Source organism: Micromonospora sp. NPDC005806 (assembly GCF_042871425.1).
Taxonomy (GTDB): Bacteria; Actinomycetota; Actinomycetes; order Mycobacteriales; family Micromonosporaceae; genus Micromonospora.
Genome location: NZ_JBIAIL010000009.1, coordinates 1 through 16,464, shown reverse-complemented (window position 1 = coordinate 16,464; position 16,464 = coordinate 1). Strand labels below are relative to the sequence as shown.

Genomic DNA, 16,464 nt, shown 5'->3' with positions numbered 1-16,464 from the left:
CGTTAGCGCATGCTGATGAGGGATGGCAATGGTCAATGGAAACTTTCGGCGCATCGATCCCGGTGACGTGCCGCCGGGCCGAAAAGGCTGGCGGCGGGGCGACCGGGTCCGCCGTCGGAATCCCCGCCCGGACCAGGCCTCGACGGGCGTCGTCGTCCATGTCAACCGGGTAGGGATGCGCCGGCTCCGGGTTCTCTGGACGGACAACACAGAGAGCAACGTCGCGATCCGATCGGTCGATCGGATTTAGTAGGCGGTGCCGAACGGCGATCCGGATCCGCGGGCCACCGCCGTCATCGCGGCAACCAGGCCGTCATCCGCCCGCTCGCCGAAGCCGCCGAGCAGGATCGCATTCCGGCGTACGGCCCCGGCGGCGCCGGTGATCCGGCGCGCTCGGGCAAAGGCCTCCGCGGCCTGGGTGAGTCGCTTGGACTGCTGCTCGACCTCGATCAGCGCAAGGCCGAAACAGGCGAGACCACGCGCATCCCACGCCACATAGTCGTGCTGTTCTCGTTCCAGCTGCCGGCCGGCGGCATCCATCGCGGTGAGGAAGGCGAGCCTCGCGCGGTCCGGCCGCCCGCAGCGGAACGCGGCAATGCCCAACAGGCCGTTGGCCCCGACCGCGTGCGGACCGCGGTCCAGCCGGGCACTGATTTCCGCTGTGGCGAGTGCGTCATCCTCCCGATCGAGGCAGAGATAGGCTAGGCCAAGGTTGAGGTTAGCCTGCCGAATGAGGTTCGGGTCACGAGTCAGCACGCCGATCTCGGCCGCCTGCTGCGCCAACCCGCCGGCGGCCTCGGCCGCTCCGGAGTCGACCAGGATCGCCGCCTCTCCGTTGAGGCAGAGCCCGAGGCCGACCTTGTTCCGGTTGCCAGCGGCGGAGGCCAACGATTGGCCCTCTCGCAACCGCTCGATGGCCGCCGGCGTCTCGTCGAGCTGACCGAGGACCCAGGCGTGGCTTGCCAGCAGCTCCGGGAGGATGCGTTTTCGGTCGGTGTCCGACAGGCTGCGGGCGGCGGACCGGGCGGCGGCGAACATACGAAGTGCCCGCGAGTGGCGACCGATCCGGCCGAGGCAGAGCGCGAGATTGCACTGGGCGACGGTCAACTCGCTTCCCGCTCCGCCCACCAGCCTGCTCTGCCACAGCTGCCGGCGATACAGCCGACCGGCGCGGCTCAGCCGCCCGGCGTCGAAGTACACGTTCGCTAGCTGGATGTTGAGCGTGAGGCGGGCCCGCGGGGCACGAAGCCACGAGCATTCCCGGCGTGCCTGCGTCAGCTCGATCAGGGCTCCGTCGATGTCTTCCTGCTGCTGCAGCGCCGCGACCAGACGGCGGCGGTTGTTCGCCTCCTCGGCGTCGTCCCCGACTCGTCCGCGGACCGCGCGCCGCCAGTCCAGCAGCACGTCGCTCTGCCCCCACGGCCGGAGGTACTCGTCCTCGATGTGGTTCATGACCTCGTACGCCCGGTGGAAGTCCCAGGCCCGGATGCGTAAGTCGATCTCGCTGAAGTACGGACGGAGATCGAGCGGGCCGGTGACCCCGGCCGCCTGTTCCTGCTTGAAGTACACGGCGGCGCGGTACAGCAGTGCGAAGCGGGTCAGCACCGGAGGCACGTGACCATGGTCGTCGAGGGCCCCCTGCGGTATGCCGGCAAGGACCTGCGCGCTGTCCGCGGAGGGCATGAAGTAGTGCCCGTGGTCGTGGCGGATGATGCGCCGCTCGTGGAGGCCGCGCAGCACTGGAGCGCTGTCGACCCCCTTCACGAACGGCTTCAGCAGGAAGTCGACCGCCGCTGGCGGTACCGGCCGGCGGTAGGCGGCGAGCGCCTGGAGCGCGCGCTGCTCGGTCCGGTCGAGCTGAGCGAAGGTCCAGCCGAACAGCGTCAGTGCGACGTTCTCCGGCGCCACTCGTTCGATCTCGTCGAGGAGACCGATCACGGATCGGTCCGGGTCCAGCCGCAGGAGGCCTACCAGCAGTTCGAGCGTCCGCGGATGTCCGCGGCTCACCTCGTACACCCGCTGCCGATAGCCTTCGTCCTGCGCCAGCGCCGACAGACCCAGCGTCGCGGTACGGTCCAGCGCGTCGAGGAACCTGATGGTGTCGGCGAACGGCAGGCCGCGCTCGATGGCGACGAACCTGACGTTCGTCGGCAGATCGCGCCGGATCTGCCGCGGCGGTCCCTCAGCCACGGCGAGGACCAGCGTTACGGAGTGCCCGGGGCGACCGGCGAGCTCCCGCACGAACGCACCCAGATCCCTGTCCCGGAAGGTACCGGTCGCGTCGAACAGATACTCCGCGGCATCGAGGATCACCACGACGGGCCGTCCGTCGAGGCCCACCAGCACGTCGGTCAGTTTCTCCCGCCACTCGATCGGGTCCGTTAGCCGCTCGGTGAGCCGCTCGCGGTCCGCGCCCTCCGCGAGGCTGCGCACCAGGTCGAGCAGTACGGTTGCCACGTTGACCGGCCGGTACCCGTCGGCCGAAAGGTACACGACGGCGTCTACCGCTGCCCGCGGCCGGGGCGCGGCGAGCCGACGCCGCAGCTCCGCCGTGAAGGCCGTTTTGCCGGCGCCAGCCGCGCCGTCGACCACGACCACCCGGGTCGATGCATCGCCGATCGCATCCTCGACGCCGTGCATCGCGGCCACGCGGTCGCAGAATTCGCCCTCGGCGACGGCCGGTGCCTTGTTGATCAGCCGGACATGGTGCGCCGAGACGGTCTCGGCGGTGAGGTCCGACGGCACCGGCTCGTCGCGTCGGGGGCCGTCGCCGGCCGTCCGGCGCCGTTCGTCCTCCAGCCGCACACGTTGCTCGCTGTTGTAGGTGTCGAGCCTTCGCAGCCTCGGCCCCTCCGCCCATTCCGCCTCCGCCTCGGTCTGTGCGAGCTTTTCAGAGATCTGCCGGCGTACCTGCTCCGTCAGCGAGAGCTCGGCGATGCGACGGGTAAGTTCGGCGAAGCCGTCGGGGCCCGCCTGCACCACATCCTGGCGATCGCCGAGTCCCATGGTTGTGGCGTCGGTCCGGACGGTGATCACGTGGAAGCCGCCGGTCTTCGCGGCGTCGAGCTCGCGCCGGCAGCCGTGGTCCACGAGGCTGCGCTCGGAGAGCAGGTACACGACCACGTCTGGACTGCGCGGGCCGGCGTCGGGCGACGCGCCGCGCTCCTCCGTGTGCAGCAGGACGTGGACTGTCCAGCTCAGCCCGCCGGCCTCTGCGTGATGCGCCAGTTGCTTCTGTAGCGCATAGGCGGCCGGTCGGTCGCTCACGGCGGAGACCAGCGACACGACCACGTGCTCCGGCGCCTCCTCGGCCGCCGGTTCGGCCGGGATGAGCTGCCTTCGCTCGGCGAACTGGAGAAACTCCGCCGCAGATTTGGCTGCGACGCGGAAGAACCACCGCCGCGTCGCGTCGTCGTGGTTCTTGTAGCCGGTGTGCCGCAGCGCGGCGGCCAGCAACGACAGCAGGTACTGCGTCCGCCACTCGACGAGGAACGGCCGGGGCTGTCCACCCGCGCGCTGGATGGACCGGAGGGCCTCGCCGGTCGGGGACGCCGCGCGGCCGGGTCGACCGGTGCCGTCGAGGAGCACGCAGAGCAAGACCTCCGCGGCGTCTGGCCGGGCGCTGTCCTTTAGCTCGGCCGCGGCGAACGACAGGGACAGTTCGGCGAGGTCGCGGGTCAGCGGCGCGGCCGGGTCAAACGCCGCCAGGTCGACGATCCTGATCTGATCGACCTCCGGCGGCGCGGTTGGGTCGCCGGGCGCCGGCTCGGGCGCAGGGACGAGGATGTTGCCGCGATGCAGGTCGCCGTGGCTCAGGCCCCACAGGTACTGAACGATGACGCGCTGCGCGGACAGCCCAGTGCGGACCATCGCGATGGGATTCGGCAGTCGCTCGCCCTCGTCGGCCGTCGGTGCGCCGACCCACTGCTCGCCTGGCCGGGCCAGGCCGTGCCGCTCCGCCCACTGCTCGATCTTGTCGATTCGCTTTCGCAGTTCGTGGCGTAGGTAGTCGCCGACCAGCTTCCGCGTAAGGGTAGGCCGGTCCGGCCATCGATCGCCGTTCCAGTCGGTCAGGACGAGCCGTGCCACGGCCGCGCAGCAGGCGGCCTGCACGTCGCCGCTTATCCTGTCGACTGGGCGATAGTCGAGCAGGTCACCGGCGATGTCCTGGAACATGATGTGGCGCCCGTCACCGACCGGCCACGGCCGGCCCCGCTGCCGCACCAGATGTTGCGCGGCGAATGGCTTGTTATGCCGCCAGGCCTCCTCATGCAGGCCAGTCTCCTGCTCCTCGCCGGCCGGGATGACCTTAATGATCTGCTTGTCCGAACTCCAGGAACCGTCAGGACGGCGTTCCTCGAAAAGGATCACCGCCACGACGGCGCCGGTGTAGCCCGACGCGCTCCAACTGGGGTGGGGAGCCTGAACGACGCCGCCTCCCGCCATAGCCCATTCCCGCAGGGCCCGGGCGACCTGCGGGTCCAGCAGCGAGGCGAGCGGGTCCTCGCTTCCACCGGTCGCGGCCGCAGGAACCATCAGCGCAGCGCGGGCAGATCTTCGTGGATCCGCTGTTCGCCGAGCAGGAACGCGGACTGCGGGCTGACGAGGTGGCGCTCGCAGCGCCCCTCTTCGATGTCGGCGGCCGTCGCGAGCAAGATTGCCGTCTCGCCCGCGTCGCGGCCCAGTGTGAGCAAGCTCTGCACGAGCTGTAGCGCCTCCGGGGTGTCGGCGATGATGTCGTACACCTCGAACGAACGCACCGTGCGGTACTCCTTGCCGGGCGTCGGCCGGGGCCCGTCAACGACGGCACGGACCTTCCGGAACCGCAGGTTCTCGGCCAACGCCACCAGCTCGGGGTGCCCCGCCTCAACCAGTTCCTCGCGCAACTCGCGATGCAGACACTCGGGGCCGGACTCGCGATCCGCGCCGCTGTCGAACCAGCGCAGGAAGCCGAGGCCGCGCCGCGCCGGCACGAAGCCACGCAGGTCGCGACTCATCGTCGCCTCGCGGCCGGGCGGCCGGCGCTCGACGAAGCCGACCGCGTCCAGGGCCACGCGTGCCGCGCTGGTGTACTTGAAGACGCCGCCGGGCGGACCGTAGGAATCCGGGCGAAACGGATGCTGCATCAGGATGTAGCCGTCGTCGTCCTTGATGCGCAGTAGAGCCGCGACCGACACCCGCAGCCGGCCCGATCGGCGCAGCTGGGCTCGTAGCAGCCCCAGGCGTCCCCGGTATTGCCATGCCAGTCCGCCGACGGCGAGCAGGGCCGCAGTGACCAGGCCGGCGACGATGTTGGCGAGCACGCGGCGCCTCCCGTCCAGTGACCAGAGCGATCGATCGCAGAAACCGAATGCAACAACTTCGATGCTGCCTGTGACTGGGCGGCCGCGTCAACAGCGCCACCGCACGTCCGCCCTCGAGCGTGAGTGACTGCGTGGAGTGCGCAGGGTCGGACCAGCTTGCAAGACGATTCGAGTCGGCGCCGCGGGATCTCCCGCGGCGCTCTCCTTAGAGGCCTGCGAGCGGCGAAGGGCATTCGTCTGACATCTCTCGATCGGGAACAGTGATTGAATGGCGGCAAGATCGGCTGAGCGCTCATCGGCTTCTGCGCGCGGCCAACCCTGGACGCTTGGTCGCACTCTGCGGTTCGCGATCCTGCTCCGTACGCCGCCCGCCCTCGTCGCCGACGCAAGGGCGGGGGAGAACGGTGGGAGCGGCTGGGAGCACTAGACGGCGTTGAACAGGCCCGTGGCCACGCCTGGAACCTTCCATTCGCGCCGGTCACCAGGGGTCCCGCGTCGTTGATCGTGCTTGACTGACCTCTTCGGGAAGACCGAAGTGGTCAGGCTCCGCTGCTTTCTGCCTGGCTGGCGCCGGCTGTCGTCTCGACTCTCTCATGGCGGCCAGGACAGGCCTTGCCGCATCGATCTATGACTCTGGGCTTAGCCGTGCTGGCTTCCGCGTGGGTCCCGCGAGCTGAGACACGGATCCCACGTGCAATGCCCTGACCAGGGCCTCCAGTGTGGTGACCTCTTCGAGCTGGCCCGAAGTGGTCAACGCTCTGATGGCGCGGATAGCGGTTGCTGCGCGGCAGTGGTCCCGTGAGTGCGCTCGCGGGGCAGACCGTTCGCCGATCAGGTGCAATGATGGCCCGCGATGCAGCGCGGGACCCGCCGCTGCCACGGGGATCGTCTCTGACGGAGAGGCTGCCCGTAGCCCGGCGCACGCCGGGCTGCCCGTCCGCTTCCTCCGTGCGTCGGTGGGCACTGCCGCGGCGCCTCGCCTCGACAAGGGGCCGAGGGCCGACCACCCCTCAGGAGAAGCATGCAGGACAAGCGTTCCGACCGTCGCGGTCTGCTCCGGGCTGCCGCGGTCACCGCGGGCGCCGTCGCCGCCGCGCCGGCGCTGGGCGGCATCACGCCAGCCCAGGCCGCCGCACTCGCGTCCACCGGCGCCATCCCGTGGGTCGGTCCCGCCGGCTCCGGCGCCACGTACGAGATCGACCCGGCGGTCGGCGCCCAGGCCGCCATCAACACCGCGCTGACCGACAGCAGCCAGCGGGCGGTCTACGTTGCGCCCGGCACCCACACGGTCAAGGCCCCGGTGGTGCTGTACGACAAGCAGGCCCTGATCGGCGCCGGTCCGCTGGTCACCATGCTGCGCGCCGACTCGGGCTTCAGCGGGTCGGCCCTGGTCGTCGACGGGTCGACCAGCGACGTGACCGGCTCGCGGCAGTGCGTCACCGACATCGGCCTCGACGCGGCGAACCTGGTGGCCAACGGGATCAACTTCCAAATGAACGGTGCGCCGACCTATTACGGGCCGGACCCGGCGCCGTGGGTGACCCGGGTATTCGTCACCCGGACCACCGGCGACGGCATCTACCTCGGCGGCACGTACTCCGGCGGGCAGCGGGAGTTCAAGCTGACCGACTGCCGCGTGGAGGACTCGGGCGGCTGGGCCTACAACCTCCAGTCCTCCGACGGCTTCGTCAGCGGCTGCTCGTCGCAGGGCTGCTCCGGCGGCGGCTACCTGATCAGCGGCGGCAACATCAAGGTCTGGGGCAGCAAGGCGTACGGCACCGGCACCGCGATGGCGCCGAAGCCCGCGTTCCGGCTCGAGTCCGCCCGCGCCACAGTCGTGGGCTGCGAGGCCCAGGACACCATCGGTAACGGCTTCGAGATCGTCGCCGCGAACTGCACGGTCTCCGGTTGCACCGCCGACTCCACGGGGGTCGGCAGCAGTGCCAGCAACGACGCTCAGTCCGCGGGCTTCTACGTCGCCACGTCCGCGTTGAGCCTGGAGGGCAGCGCCTTCCAGCGGAGCGGCGGCGGCGCCTCCTGGCTCCTCTCCGGAGCCGGGATGCGGTGCGCGCTGTACCTGGCCAGCAGCGCCGACTACCTCTCCGTGCGGCTGGTCACCGGCGCGGGCCGGGCAGCGCCGTTCCAGCGCCTGATCAGCGGTACGGTCGGCGTCCACTCGTCGGTCTCGGCCATCGGCTGACAGCCAGGATGTACGAGGGAGTCCTCCCGGCCTGGTCCGACCCTCCGGCTGGCAGACGATGGGTCTTCAACAGGATCCGTCGACCGGGCTGGGAAGAACTGCTCGTGCATTCACCGGACCGGGTCGTCGTGACGTCATAGGGTCTCTGGCCTGGTGTTCCACAACAGGCCAGAGCCGGTTCGTGTCGCCTGCCGTGATCGGTGTTCGCTCAGGGTTCGGGAGCGTGGTTCCGGCTATGCCGCACTTGGTCCCGGAGCCTCTGCGACCGTCCGGATCGGATATTGCGGGCAGGCCAGTGGCCTGCCCTGGATACACGCGCCGGATCCCGACCACGGCCTCATCGCGCATTTCCCCTTGGGAGCCGCTGCACGCCGTCAAGGTCCTCTTGACGCCGAACGGTGGGGCGGGCGCTGGGCCCGCCCCACCGAACACAACGAGACCTCAACCGATGCTGAAGAGGGCGTTGTCCATCTCCCCGCGGAACTGGTCGTTGTTGGTCAGGCCGGGGCCCTTGGCGCCAATGTTGACCTTCGCGGTGCTGGTGATGTCCATGGTGGCGCCGGCCCCGGTCTTCACCACCTGCCCGCCGACGATCAGGCTCAGCACGTCACCGCGCCGCTTGCACTGGACGAACGTCCAGCCCTGGTCGGCGATGGAGGCGTCTGCGGTGAGCAGTAGTGAGGTTGCGCCGTTGGCACCGGTGCCGGCGATGCGGCAGCCCGGCTTGCCGTTGTCGAGCTGGAGCTTCCACTGGGCCGGGTCGGCGAAGAGGCCCTTCTGCATCAGGTTGGCCCCACTGGTCACCTGGCTCGAGGTGGTCTTCACCAGCGTGCTGACTGTGAAGTCCTGGGTACCGGGGTTGAGGTTGACGGCGTCCGGCACCTGGATTACGGCGCTGCCCGCGGCGGGGAAGGCGATCGCCGGGCTGGTGCTGGTGCCGCTGGGGCGGGTCGTCCGGGAGATGCTGCCCGGGTCGCTCACCGCGATGCATCCCGAGTCGCCAGGGGTGGCGACGTCGGCGAAGCAGCCGGACGTCCATGGGCCGGGCTCGACCTGCCCGCTCGGGGTGGCGTCGAAGTCGAGTCGCAGCTGCTCGGTGGCGGCGTACGCGGGCGCGGTGTCGACCAGCACGGCGGCGGCGAGAGCGGTGATACCCAGGGCGAATGCGGACATGGTACGACCCATGAAGGTCCTCCGGAGATCGTGCTGCGGGTCCCCGTACGGTCGCAGCGTGTCAACATGATCACTACGCATACGGCCGCTGTCAATGCCCTGGGAGTCGACAAGCGTGTCCGGCATGAGCCACGGCGGCTGCTCGCCTCGCGGGCCAACACGCGGCCACCATCTGTAAGGGTTGGAGACCTTAGATCCCTTCAGGGTCACCTCTCCGGCTGCCTTTTTGCCTGGTCAGACGCCCTGTACTCGGTGGGCGGTGGTGACGCAAAGTTGTGATTGACGATCTTCTCTCTGCGGCCGTAGCGTTTGCTCACTCTTTAGGTCCATCGATACGGGGGAGGGCCGCTAGTGGCTTCTGCGCGCGTACGAACAGCCGGATCGATCATCGGCTGCGCGAAGATGACAAACACCCGGTGGGGCAGATTGCTCACCGCCGGAATGGCCGCCGTAATGGCGGTGACCGTGGCCAACGAGCTTCCTGCCCGGAGGGCGGAGGCGGCGCCACTGAAAGAGCCCGACAAGATGCTGGAGCGGCCGGACGAGATGGCCGCGCTCATCACCGCCCGGATGACCGGGCAGCGGGTCAAGATCACGAACATGACCACCGACTCGGCCGAGTACATCGCCCACCCGAACGGGCAAGTCGAGGCGACGGTCCACGCCGGTCCGGTCCGGATGCGGCGCGACAACCGCTGGGTGCCGATTGATTTGACCCTCCAGCCGGCCGCTGACGGCTCGGTAAGCGCCCTCGCGCACCCCCTCGACCTGTGGATATCCGGCGCCCGCTCGACCGCCGGGGAGCTCGCGGCCGTCGGGAAGGGCGACGGCAGACTCTCCCTCGGTTGGCCGGGCGCCCTGCCCGCGCCGACCCTCAACCACAACCGGGCTACCTACCAGGACGTCGTGCCCGGCATCGACCTGGTCGTCGAGGCAACCCGTACCGGCTTCTCCGAGTACCTGACCGTCAAGGACCGGGCCGCCGTCGACCGGATCCCCTCGCTAGCACTCCCAGTCAGCGGCAAGGGGCTGTCCTCGTTCACACAGGACCCCTCCGGCGGGCTCACCCTCACCAACGCCAAGGGCAAGCCGATCGCGGCGGTCCCGGCCCCGGAGATGTGGGACGGTCAGCGGGCGCCGGGCTCCGAGGAGCCGACGCGGCGGGCGGTCATCGCCACTCGGGCCGACCGCCCGGCCAAGAGCGCGTCCCGCACCGGTGGCGGCCTGACCATGCGGCTCACACCCGACCTGAAGTGGCTCAAGGACCCTGCCACCAAGTACCCGGTGACCATCGACCCGCAGATCAACCCGCTCTACACCTCCTTCGACACGTACGTGAAGGAGGGCGACACCGTCGACCGAAGCGGGGCGAACGACCTGCAGCTCGGTCTGCTGGCCGGTTCGCCGAACGCCAAGTCCCGTGCGTTCGTGCACTGGCCGACTTCCGCGCTGGCCGGGAAGCAGATCACCTCGGCGACGGTCAACTTCTGGAACTTCTGGTCGAACACCTGCACCGCGAACTCCTGGGAGATCTGGACCACCGGCGCGGCCTCCTCCGCGACTCGGTGGGGCACCCAGCCGACCTGGATCCAGAAGGAAGCGACCTCCACCCAGACCAAGGGCTACTCGTCGGCCTGCGACGACGGCTGGGTGAGTATCAGCGGCACCAGCTTCTTCCAGCGGGCCGCTACGGCCGGACAGTCCACCGCGTACATGGGTGTGCGGGGCACGGACGAGACGACCGGCAACAGCTTCAAGCAGTTCCGCTCCCGCAACGCGGTCGACACCTCCCAGGTGCCGTACGCGGTGGTGACGTACAACTCGTACCCCACCGTCGGTACCCGGTCGACCGTCCCCGACTCCGCCTGCGTTATCGGAAGCAGCCGCCCGCAGATCAACAGCCTGACGCCGCAGTTGAAGGCCGTGATCTCCGACGGGGAGGCGTCATCGGTGAAGGCCGAGTTCGAGTGGTGGACCCTGAACGGCACCACCAAGCTCGGCAGCACCGTCACCGCCACCGGGGCCTCCGGTTCCACGCTGAGCGCCACCGTTCCTTCCGGCGCCCTGGCCAATGGATCCACCTACAAGTGGCGGGTGCGCGGCAACGACGGCACCGTCGACGGCACCTGGTCGTCGTTCTGTGAGTTTTCGGTCGACACCACGCACGCGAGCCCGCCGTGGACCAGCTCGCCGACGTACCCGAAGAACGAGTGGGGTGGGGACGCCGGCGTTCCGGGCGTGTTCACCTTCGACCCCAACGGCGCCGGCGACGTGGCCGCCTACGTGTACGAGATGGACGTCAACCCGCCGACCAATGTAGTCAACGCCCCCAGCCTCGGCGCTCAGGCGTCGGTGACGCTGACTCCGCCCACCGCCGGGTGGCACACCATCTACGTCCGCAGCCGGGACTCCGCCGGCAACCTGTCCAACGTGCGCGGCTACCCGTTCAAGGTGGGCTCCGCGGCGGTCACCTCGCCGCAGGTCGGTGACATCACCGCGGCCAAGGTCTCGATCACCTCGGTGATCTCGCCGACCATCGTCGGTGTACGCTACCAGTGGCGCCGGGCCGGCGCCGATACCTGGACCGTCCTGCCGACGAGCGACGTGACCTACGCGGTCGGCGGTGGCGCGGTGGCCGGATGGCCGATCAAGGCGTCCAACGGCGCCATCCCGAAGGTCACCTGGAACGTGGCCGCCACCCTCGCGGCGGCCGACCCCCAGGGCATCCCGCGGGACGGACCACTGGAGTTCCGCGGCCAGTACGACAACGTCGGTGAGCCGGCCATCCGGATCACCTTCGACCGCAACCTCGCCAGCGCCGCCACCGCCGAGGTGGGCCCCGGATCGGTCAACCTGATTACCGGCAACTACCAGATCTCACAACCGGATGTCTCGGTAGGTGGCCTGTCGGTCGGGCGCACCTTCAACACGCGGCAGGCCGGCGGGACTGACCCGCTCTTCGGTCCCGGCTGGGTCTCCGGCGTGCTCAGCGCGGCGGACGCTCCGTACACCAAGCTCACCACCTACGACAGTCTGGTCCAGGTCTCCCTGCCCGACGGGTCGGTCCTCGGGTTCACCAAGGTCGACAGCACCGGGGCGACGTACCAGCCGCAGGTCGGTGCGGAGAAGTACAGCCTGACCTACGACTCGACGGCCAACAGTTTCCGGCTGACCGACATCGACGGCAACAGCGCCACCTTCACCCGAGGCTCCACCGACCCCGCCGGGGTCTATGCACCGACCGCGGTCAGTGCGGCCGGCTCCACGAACTCGTCGACGTACTCGTGGCAGAAGGCGACCCTCGGCACCCAGGACGTGATGCGGCCGACGCGCCTGCTCGCGCCCGTGCCGTCAGGGGTGACCTGCTCCACGATGGTCCGTGGCTGCCAGGCGCTGATTTTCACGTACGCCGCCGCGACGACGGCCACGGGCACTGCGGCTAACGCCTGGGGCGACTACCTCGGCCGGGTCAAGGAGATCGCGTACACCGCCTGGGATCCGGATCTGTCCACTCCGGCAATGCGCACGGTTGTCCTGGCTCGCTACACCTACGACGACGCCGGCCGGCTGCGGGCGATGTGGGATCCGCGCCTGGATTACACCGACGGAAGCGGGGCGCACTCGCTGCGCACCGTATACGACTACGACGCCGACGGCATCCTCACCACGGTGACGCCGCCGGCTCAGGAGCCGTTGCAGTTCTCCTACACCACCCTGCCCGACGACCCGGGCAAGGGGCGGCTCTCGAAGGTTACCCATTCGGCGCTAGCCGCCGGCACGGCTGTGGAGACCGTCGTCTACCGCGTCCCAACCTCCGGGACTGGCGCACCATACGATCTGTCGGGCGCCCAGACGGCCCGGTGGGCTCAGACTGAACCCCCGACCGACGCGACCGCCGTCTACCCGCCCACTCAGGTGCCCACCGGCGACCCGGCGGCCGGGACGCTGCCCAGCTCCTACGAGCGGGCAACGGTGACCTACCTCGACGCCAACGCCCGTACCGTGAACATGGCCGCACCGGGCGGGCACATCACCACGACCTGGTACGACCAGTACGGCAACGTTGCTCGGGAGCTGACCCCCGGGAACCGCCAACGGGCCCTGGCGGCGGCACCGAGCGACGACGCCACCGTTGAGGCCCAGATCGCGGCCAAGCTCGCCACCCTCAACATCTACTCCAGCGACGGCCAGCAGTTGCTGGAGACCTTCGGTCCGGAACATGACGTGATGCTCGACTCGGGCACGATCGTGCGCGGTCGGCGGCACACCCGGCTCACCTACGACGAAGGGGCGCCGAGCAGTGGTGGGCCGTATTCCCTGCCAACCACCGAACGGCTTTCGGTCAGCTACGTCAACGCCGGCCAGACTGTGGACGCGGACAGCCGCACCACGACCACCGATTACGACTGGACGCTGCGTCAGCCGGTGAGGGTGACCGCGGCACCGGGCGCTCTGGATCTGGTCACCCGCACCAGCTACGACAGCGAAGGTCGCGTGGTCAGCACCACGACCCCGGCCGGTGGCAGCGTGGACACCAGTCCGGCGACCCGGGTCGTCGTCTACTACACGGCGGCGGCCAACGCCAGCTACGCCGAATGCGGCAACCGGCCGGAGTGGCACGGCTTGGTCTGCCGTACCCAGACCGGCGGCCAGCCGGAATCCGGCCCGGAGCTACCGGCGACGGTGACCACCTACGACATGTACGGGCAGCCACGCGTGCAGTCGACGAAGACAGGATCGGGTGAACTGCGGCGGATCGAAGTCACCTATGACTCCGCTGGCCGCCAGTGGGAGAGTTCGGTGACCGCAGCCGGTCTGGGCACCGCGCTGGAGAAGCGGCGCACCATCTATGACCAGGCCAACGGGCAGGCCGTCCGCACTCAGACGATCAACGGTCCGGGATCGGTAACGGCCGAGATCATCCGCGCCTACGACAGCTTGGGCCGGATGAACGCGTACACCGATGCCGACGGGACTGTCACTACCAGCACCTTCGACATCGCTGGCCGCCCAGCCACCGTCAACGATGGCAAGGGAACCCGCACCTACACCTACGATGGTGGCGCCGAGCGACGTGGCCTACCGACGTCAGTGGCGGACACCCAGACGGGCACCTTCACTGGCGCCTACGACAGCGATGGGGCGACTGTCAGCCAGACCTGGCCCAACGGGCTCGCGGTTGCCTTGACCATCGATGAAAGCGGGGCAGCCACCAGTACGAGCTACACCAAACCTGGTTGCGGCCAGACCGACTGCACGCTCTACACCGAAACGGTCATATCCAGCGTCCACGATCAGTGGCGCAGCCGCACATCAACCCTGTCCGGGCAGGCCTACACGTATGACGACGCTGCTCGGCTCACCGATGTCCAGGACACCATCGCTGGTCAGTGCACCACCCGCAAGTACACCTTCGATGCCGCCACCAACCGTACCGGCCAGGTGACATACGGCCCGGGGGCTGACGGCGCCTGCCAGACAACCGCGACCAGCGCTAGTCAGGAATGGAGCTACGACAGTGCCGACCGCACCAGCAGCGTCGGCTACACCTACGACGCTCTAGGTCGCACGCTGACCCAACCTGCCGCCGACTCCGCGGTTCCCGGCGCCGCCGGCAGCACCATGACCTACCACGTCAACGACATGGTGCGCAGCATCAACCAGGGCACGCGCACCACCACCTACACCCTGGACGTCGCACCCGACCGGATCCGCTCCTGGACCGACACCACCGACAACCTCACGAGAATCAACCACTACAGCGCCGATGGCGACAGCCCGAGCTGGACCGATGAGGGCGGCGGCAAACACTCCCGGGCCATCGTCGGCCTCGCCGGCATCGCCGGCGTGTTCACCAACACCACCGGGGTCGTCTGGCAGATCACCAATCTGCACGGTGACCTTCTCGCCGGAATGACCGAGACCGGTGCTGGACTCGCCTACACCAGCGAATACGATGAACACGGCAATGCCCGTAACTCCGCCGACGCCGGCACCCGCCGCTACGGCTGGCTCGGCACCCATCAACGCGCCGCTGACACCCCTGATGGCTCGATACTCATGGGCGCCCGCCTCTACAACCCCGCCACCAGTCGATTCAACTCAGTCGACTCCGTCTACGGCGGTAACGCGAACCCTTACGAATACGCCACCGGAGACTCGATCAACAAGCACGATATCTCCGGCAACTACTCCTGCTATCGATACGGATCCAGTGAACGGAAGTGGTACTACTGGTGGGGCGGCTGGGGGGGCTATCGCGTCGACGTGTACTGGCAGTGCTATTTCACGCACAACGACACGAAGAACGTTACGAGGCTCGGCTTCGCATACGCGATCATCGCCGTGCTCACCTGGTGGGCCCCGCCTGTATCAGCTGCTTTCGGGGCCGCGGGCGTCGCCATCGCTTGGATTGCCTGGGAATACAGTGACAAATGCTCCCGGAAGCGAGGTGCTTACATTGATGGCACCTTCCGTGGATACCTGACCAAGCACCGTTACTACTCGCACGGATATGCGTGGATCAACAGTAAGTTCTGCGCTTAGGAGACTGGTGGAGTCTGAAGGGTGGACGAATGCGACCAAGAGTCGACGTGTGGCTCGACGGAAAGATTGCCGGTACGCTGACGCCGCCCGGCAGGTCCATCATTGATGGCAGTGCGGCGGCATCTGTAGTGCGCACCTGCTGTCTGGGTCGCTTCGGGCTGAGTGGGGTGGAAGTCACCCTCCCGGTGGACACGGCAACGGCAAAGCGAATCGCCCTGACCTGTCGAATGGAAAAGGTATGGATGCGTCGGGTCTATCCGGCGGTTGTCGTTGTAGCGTCACTGCTCGTCGTCGCGCACGTCATCGACTCGGTGTGCAATGACGCGCAGTATCTGGGGTCGACGCTGTTGATCGCCCTCGTTCTGGCCTTTGCTTCGCTGGCCGCAAGGCTAGCGCTGAGCCTGCTGACCTCACGGCACCACCCGAAAGAAGTGAAGGGTGATGTATATATTCGCGGAGTCGACAGAGAGGCGGCCGGAATCTGGATCAGCCTTAATCCGGTAGGCGCCATCAGGATTATTGGTGCCTAATAAGACGGGGGTGCTGGGGGTTCTCCGAACGGCCCGCTAGTGCGGAAGGCGTGGGAGAGCGAAGAATCCTCTCGCCTCGTAAACGGCTACATAGAAGGAGTGTCGCCGACTTCAACCGGTATATGTGCTGGTAACGCGGGACCTGGGTGGGCGCCAGACTGGCGCCCACCCAGGCTTCGCATTCGACCGCGTCCAGCGGCAGCGGTTCGAGGCGCGATTTCGTTCGACTCCGCCGGGGCGGAGACCTGCGCCACCTCGCTGAACGCCGCGCGCACTGGCTGACCGTCAAGGTCAGCTAGCCGAGCCTGCCTGCGGCTCTCCGGCCTGGGCTGGCGGGCCATCTTCTAGCGTTTCGTTTAGGTGGAGCGTCCGCTGGTCGGGTTGCGGTGCAGATCGTCGCGGCGAGCGCCGCGGGATGCAGCGGTGCCGCGACGGTCGGATGCGTGTCGAGGTCGGTGGTTGCGCCCTGGTTCATGTGGGTCTTCCTCCTGCGCCAGCCGCTCACCGACTACTCGTTTGCGGGACGGCGTCGAGCTCCTGCCGAGCCTCTTACCGTCCTGCGGCCGATGACCGTCATGGACTGCCAAGGCTGTCAACCAGGTGCCGAGCAGCACCAGCTAGCCTCGCGCCTTCATGAAGGCTCGTTGTGGTGGCGGGTCGAGAACGTGAAAGTGCCCTCTGGGCTGGAAGGATGGGACTTGCTGAGGGTCTC

At 68.5% G+C, this 16,464-nt stretch carries 7 protein-coding genes; 4 read left to right on the top strand and 3 right to left on the bottom strand.

From position 1 onward, the window contains the following. Window positions 1-246: 246 nt before the first annotated feature. A complete protein-coding gene (locus ACFYOS_RS12320) occupies window positions 247-4,536 on the bottom strand; it encodes a hypothetical protein (RefSeq protein WP_387139166.1) in 4,290 nt (1,429 codons plus the stop codon). Beyond that, on the bottom strand, window positions 4,536-5,303 hold the full coding sequence (locus tag ACFYOS_RS12315) for a hypothetical protein (protein WP_387139164.1): 768 nt from the start codon (window positions 5,301-5,303) through the stop codon (window positions 4,536-4,538). Before ACFYOS_RS12315 ends, ACFYOS_RS12320 begins: the two co-directional genes overlap by 1 nt. A 1,021-nt stretch (window positions 5,304-6,324) precedes the next feature. Between ACFYOS_RS12315 and ACFYOS_RS12310 the strand changes: the two genes are divergently transcribed. Beyond that, window positions 6,325-7,503, top strand: coding sequence for a glycosyl hydrolase family 28-related protein (locus ACFYOS_RS12310; RefSeq protein WP_387139162.1), 1,179 nt, complete (start codon window positions 6,325-6,327; stop codon window positions 7,501-7,503). Between the two features lie 441 nt (window positions 7,504-7,944). Here ACFYOS_RS12310 and ACFYOS_RS12305 read toward each other — a convergent pair whose 3' ends face one another. Continuing rightward, window positions 7,945-8,676 carry a LamG-like jellyroll fold domain-containing protein gene (locus ACFYOS_RS12305; RefSeq protein ID WP_387139159.1) on the bottom strand — a complete coding sequence of 244 codons (732 nt, stop codon included), beginning with the start codon at window positions 8,674-8,676 and terminating at the stop codon, window positions 7,945-7,947. A gap of 402 nt (window positions 8,677-9,078) precedes the next feature. On the opposite strand from ACFYOS_RS12305, the gene ACFYOS_RS12300 reads away from it, so the two are divergent. The 3 genes from ACFYOS_RS12300 to ACFYOS_RS12290 all read left to right on the top strand — a co-directional run. Continuing rightward, complete coding sequence (locus ACFYOS_RS12300) at window positions 9,079-15,222, top strand: RHS repeat-associated core domain-containing protein (protein ID WP_387139156.1); 6,144 nt, start codon at window positions 9,079-9,081, stop codon at window positions 15,220-15,222. A 47-nt stretch (window positions 15,223-15,269) separates the two neighbouring features. Then, a complete protein-coding gene (locus ACFYOS_RS12295; RefSeq protein WP_387139153.1) occupies window positions 15,270-15,752 on the top strand; it encodes a hypothetical protein in 483 nt (160 codons plus the stop codon). A 386-nt stretch (window positions 15,753-16,138) separates the two neighbouring features. After that, a partial coding sequence (locus tag ACFYOS_RS12290) for a hypothetical protein (RefSeq protein WP_387139150.1) occupies window positions 16,139-16,464 on the top strand: 326 nt, incomplete at its 3' end.

Excerpts from the sequence above, each read along its gene's own strand:
- ACFYOS_RS12320 (WP_387139166.1), bottom strand. The coding sequence starts at position 4,536 with ATGGTTCCTGCGGCCGCGACCGGTGGAAGCGAGGACCCGCTCGCCTCG.
- ACFYOS_RS12310 (WP_387139162.1), top strand. The coding sequence starts at position 6,325 with ATGCAGGACAAGCGTTCCGACCGTCGCGGTCTGCTCCGGGCTGCCGCG.
- ACFYOS_RS12305 (WP_387139159.1), bottom strand. The coding sequence starts at position 8,676 with ATGTCCGCATTCGCCCTGGGTATCACCGCTCTCGCCGCCGCCGTGCTG.
- ACFYOS_RS12300 (WP_387139156.1), top strand. The coding sequence starts at position 9,079 with ATGACAAACACCCGGTGGGGCAGATTGCTCACCGCCGGAATGGCCGCC.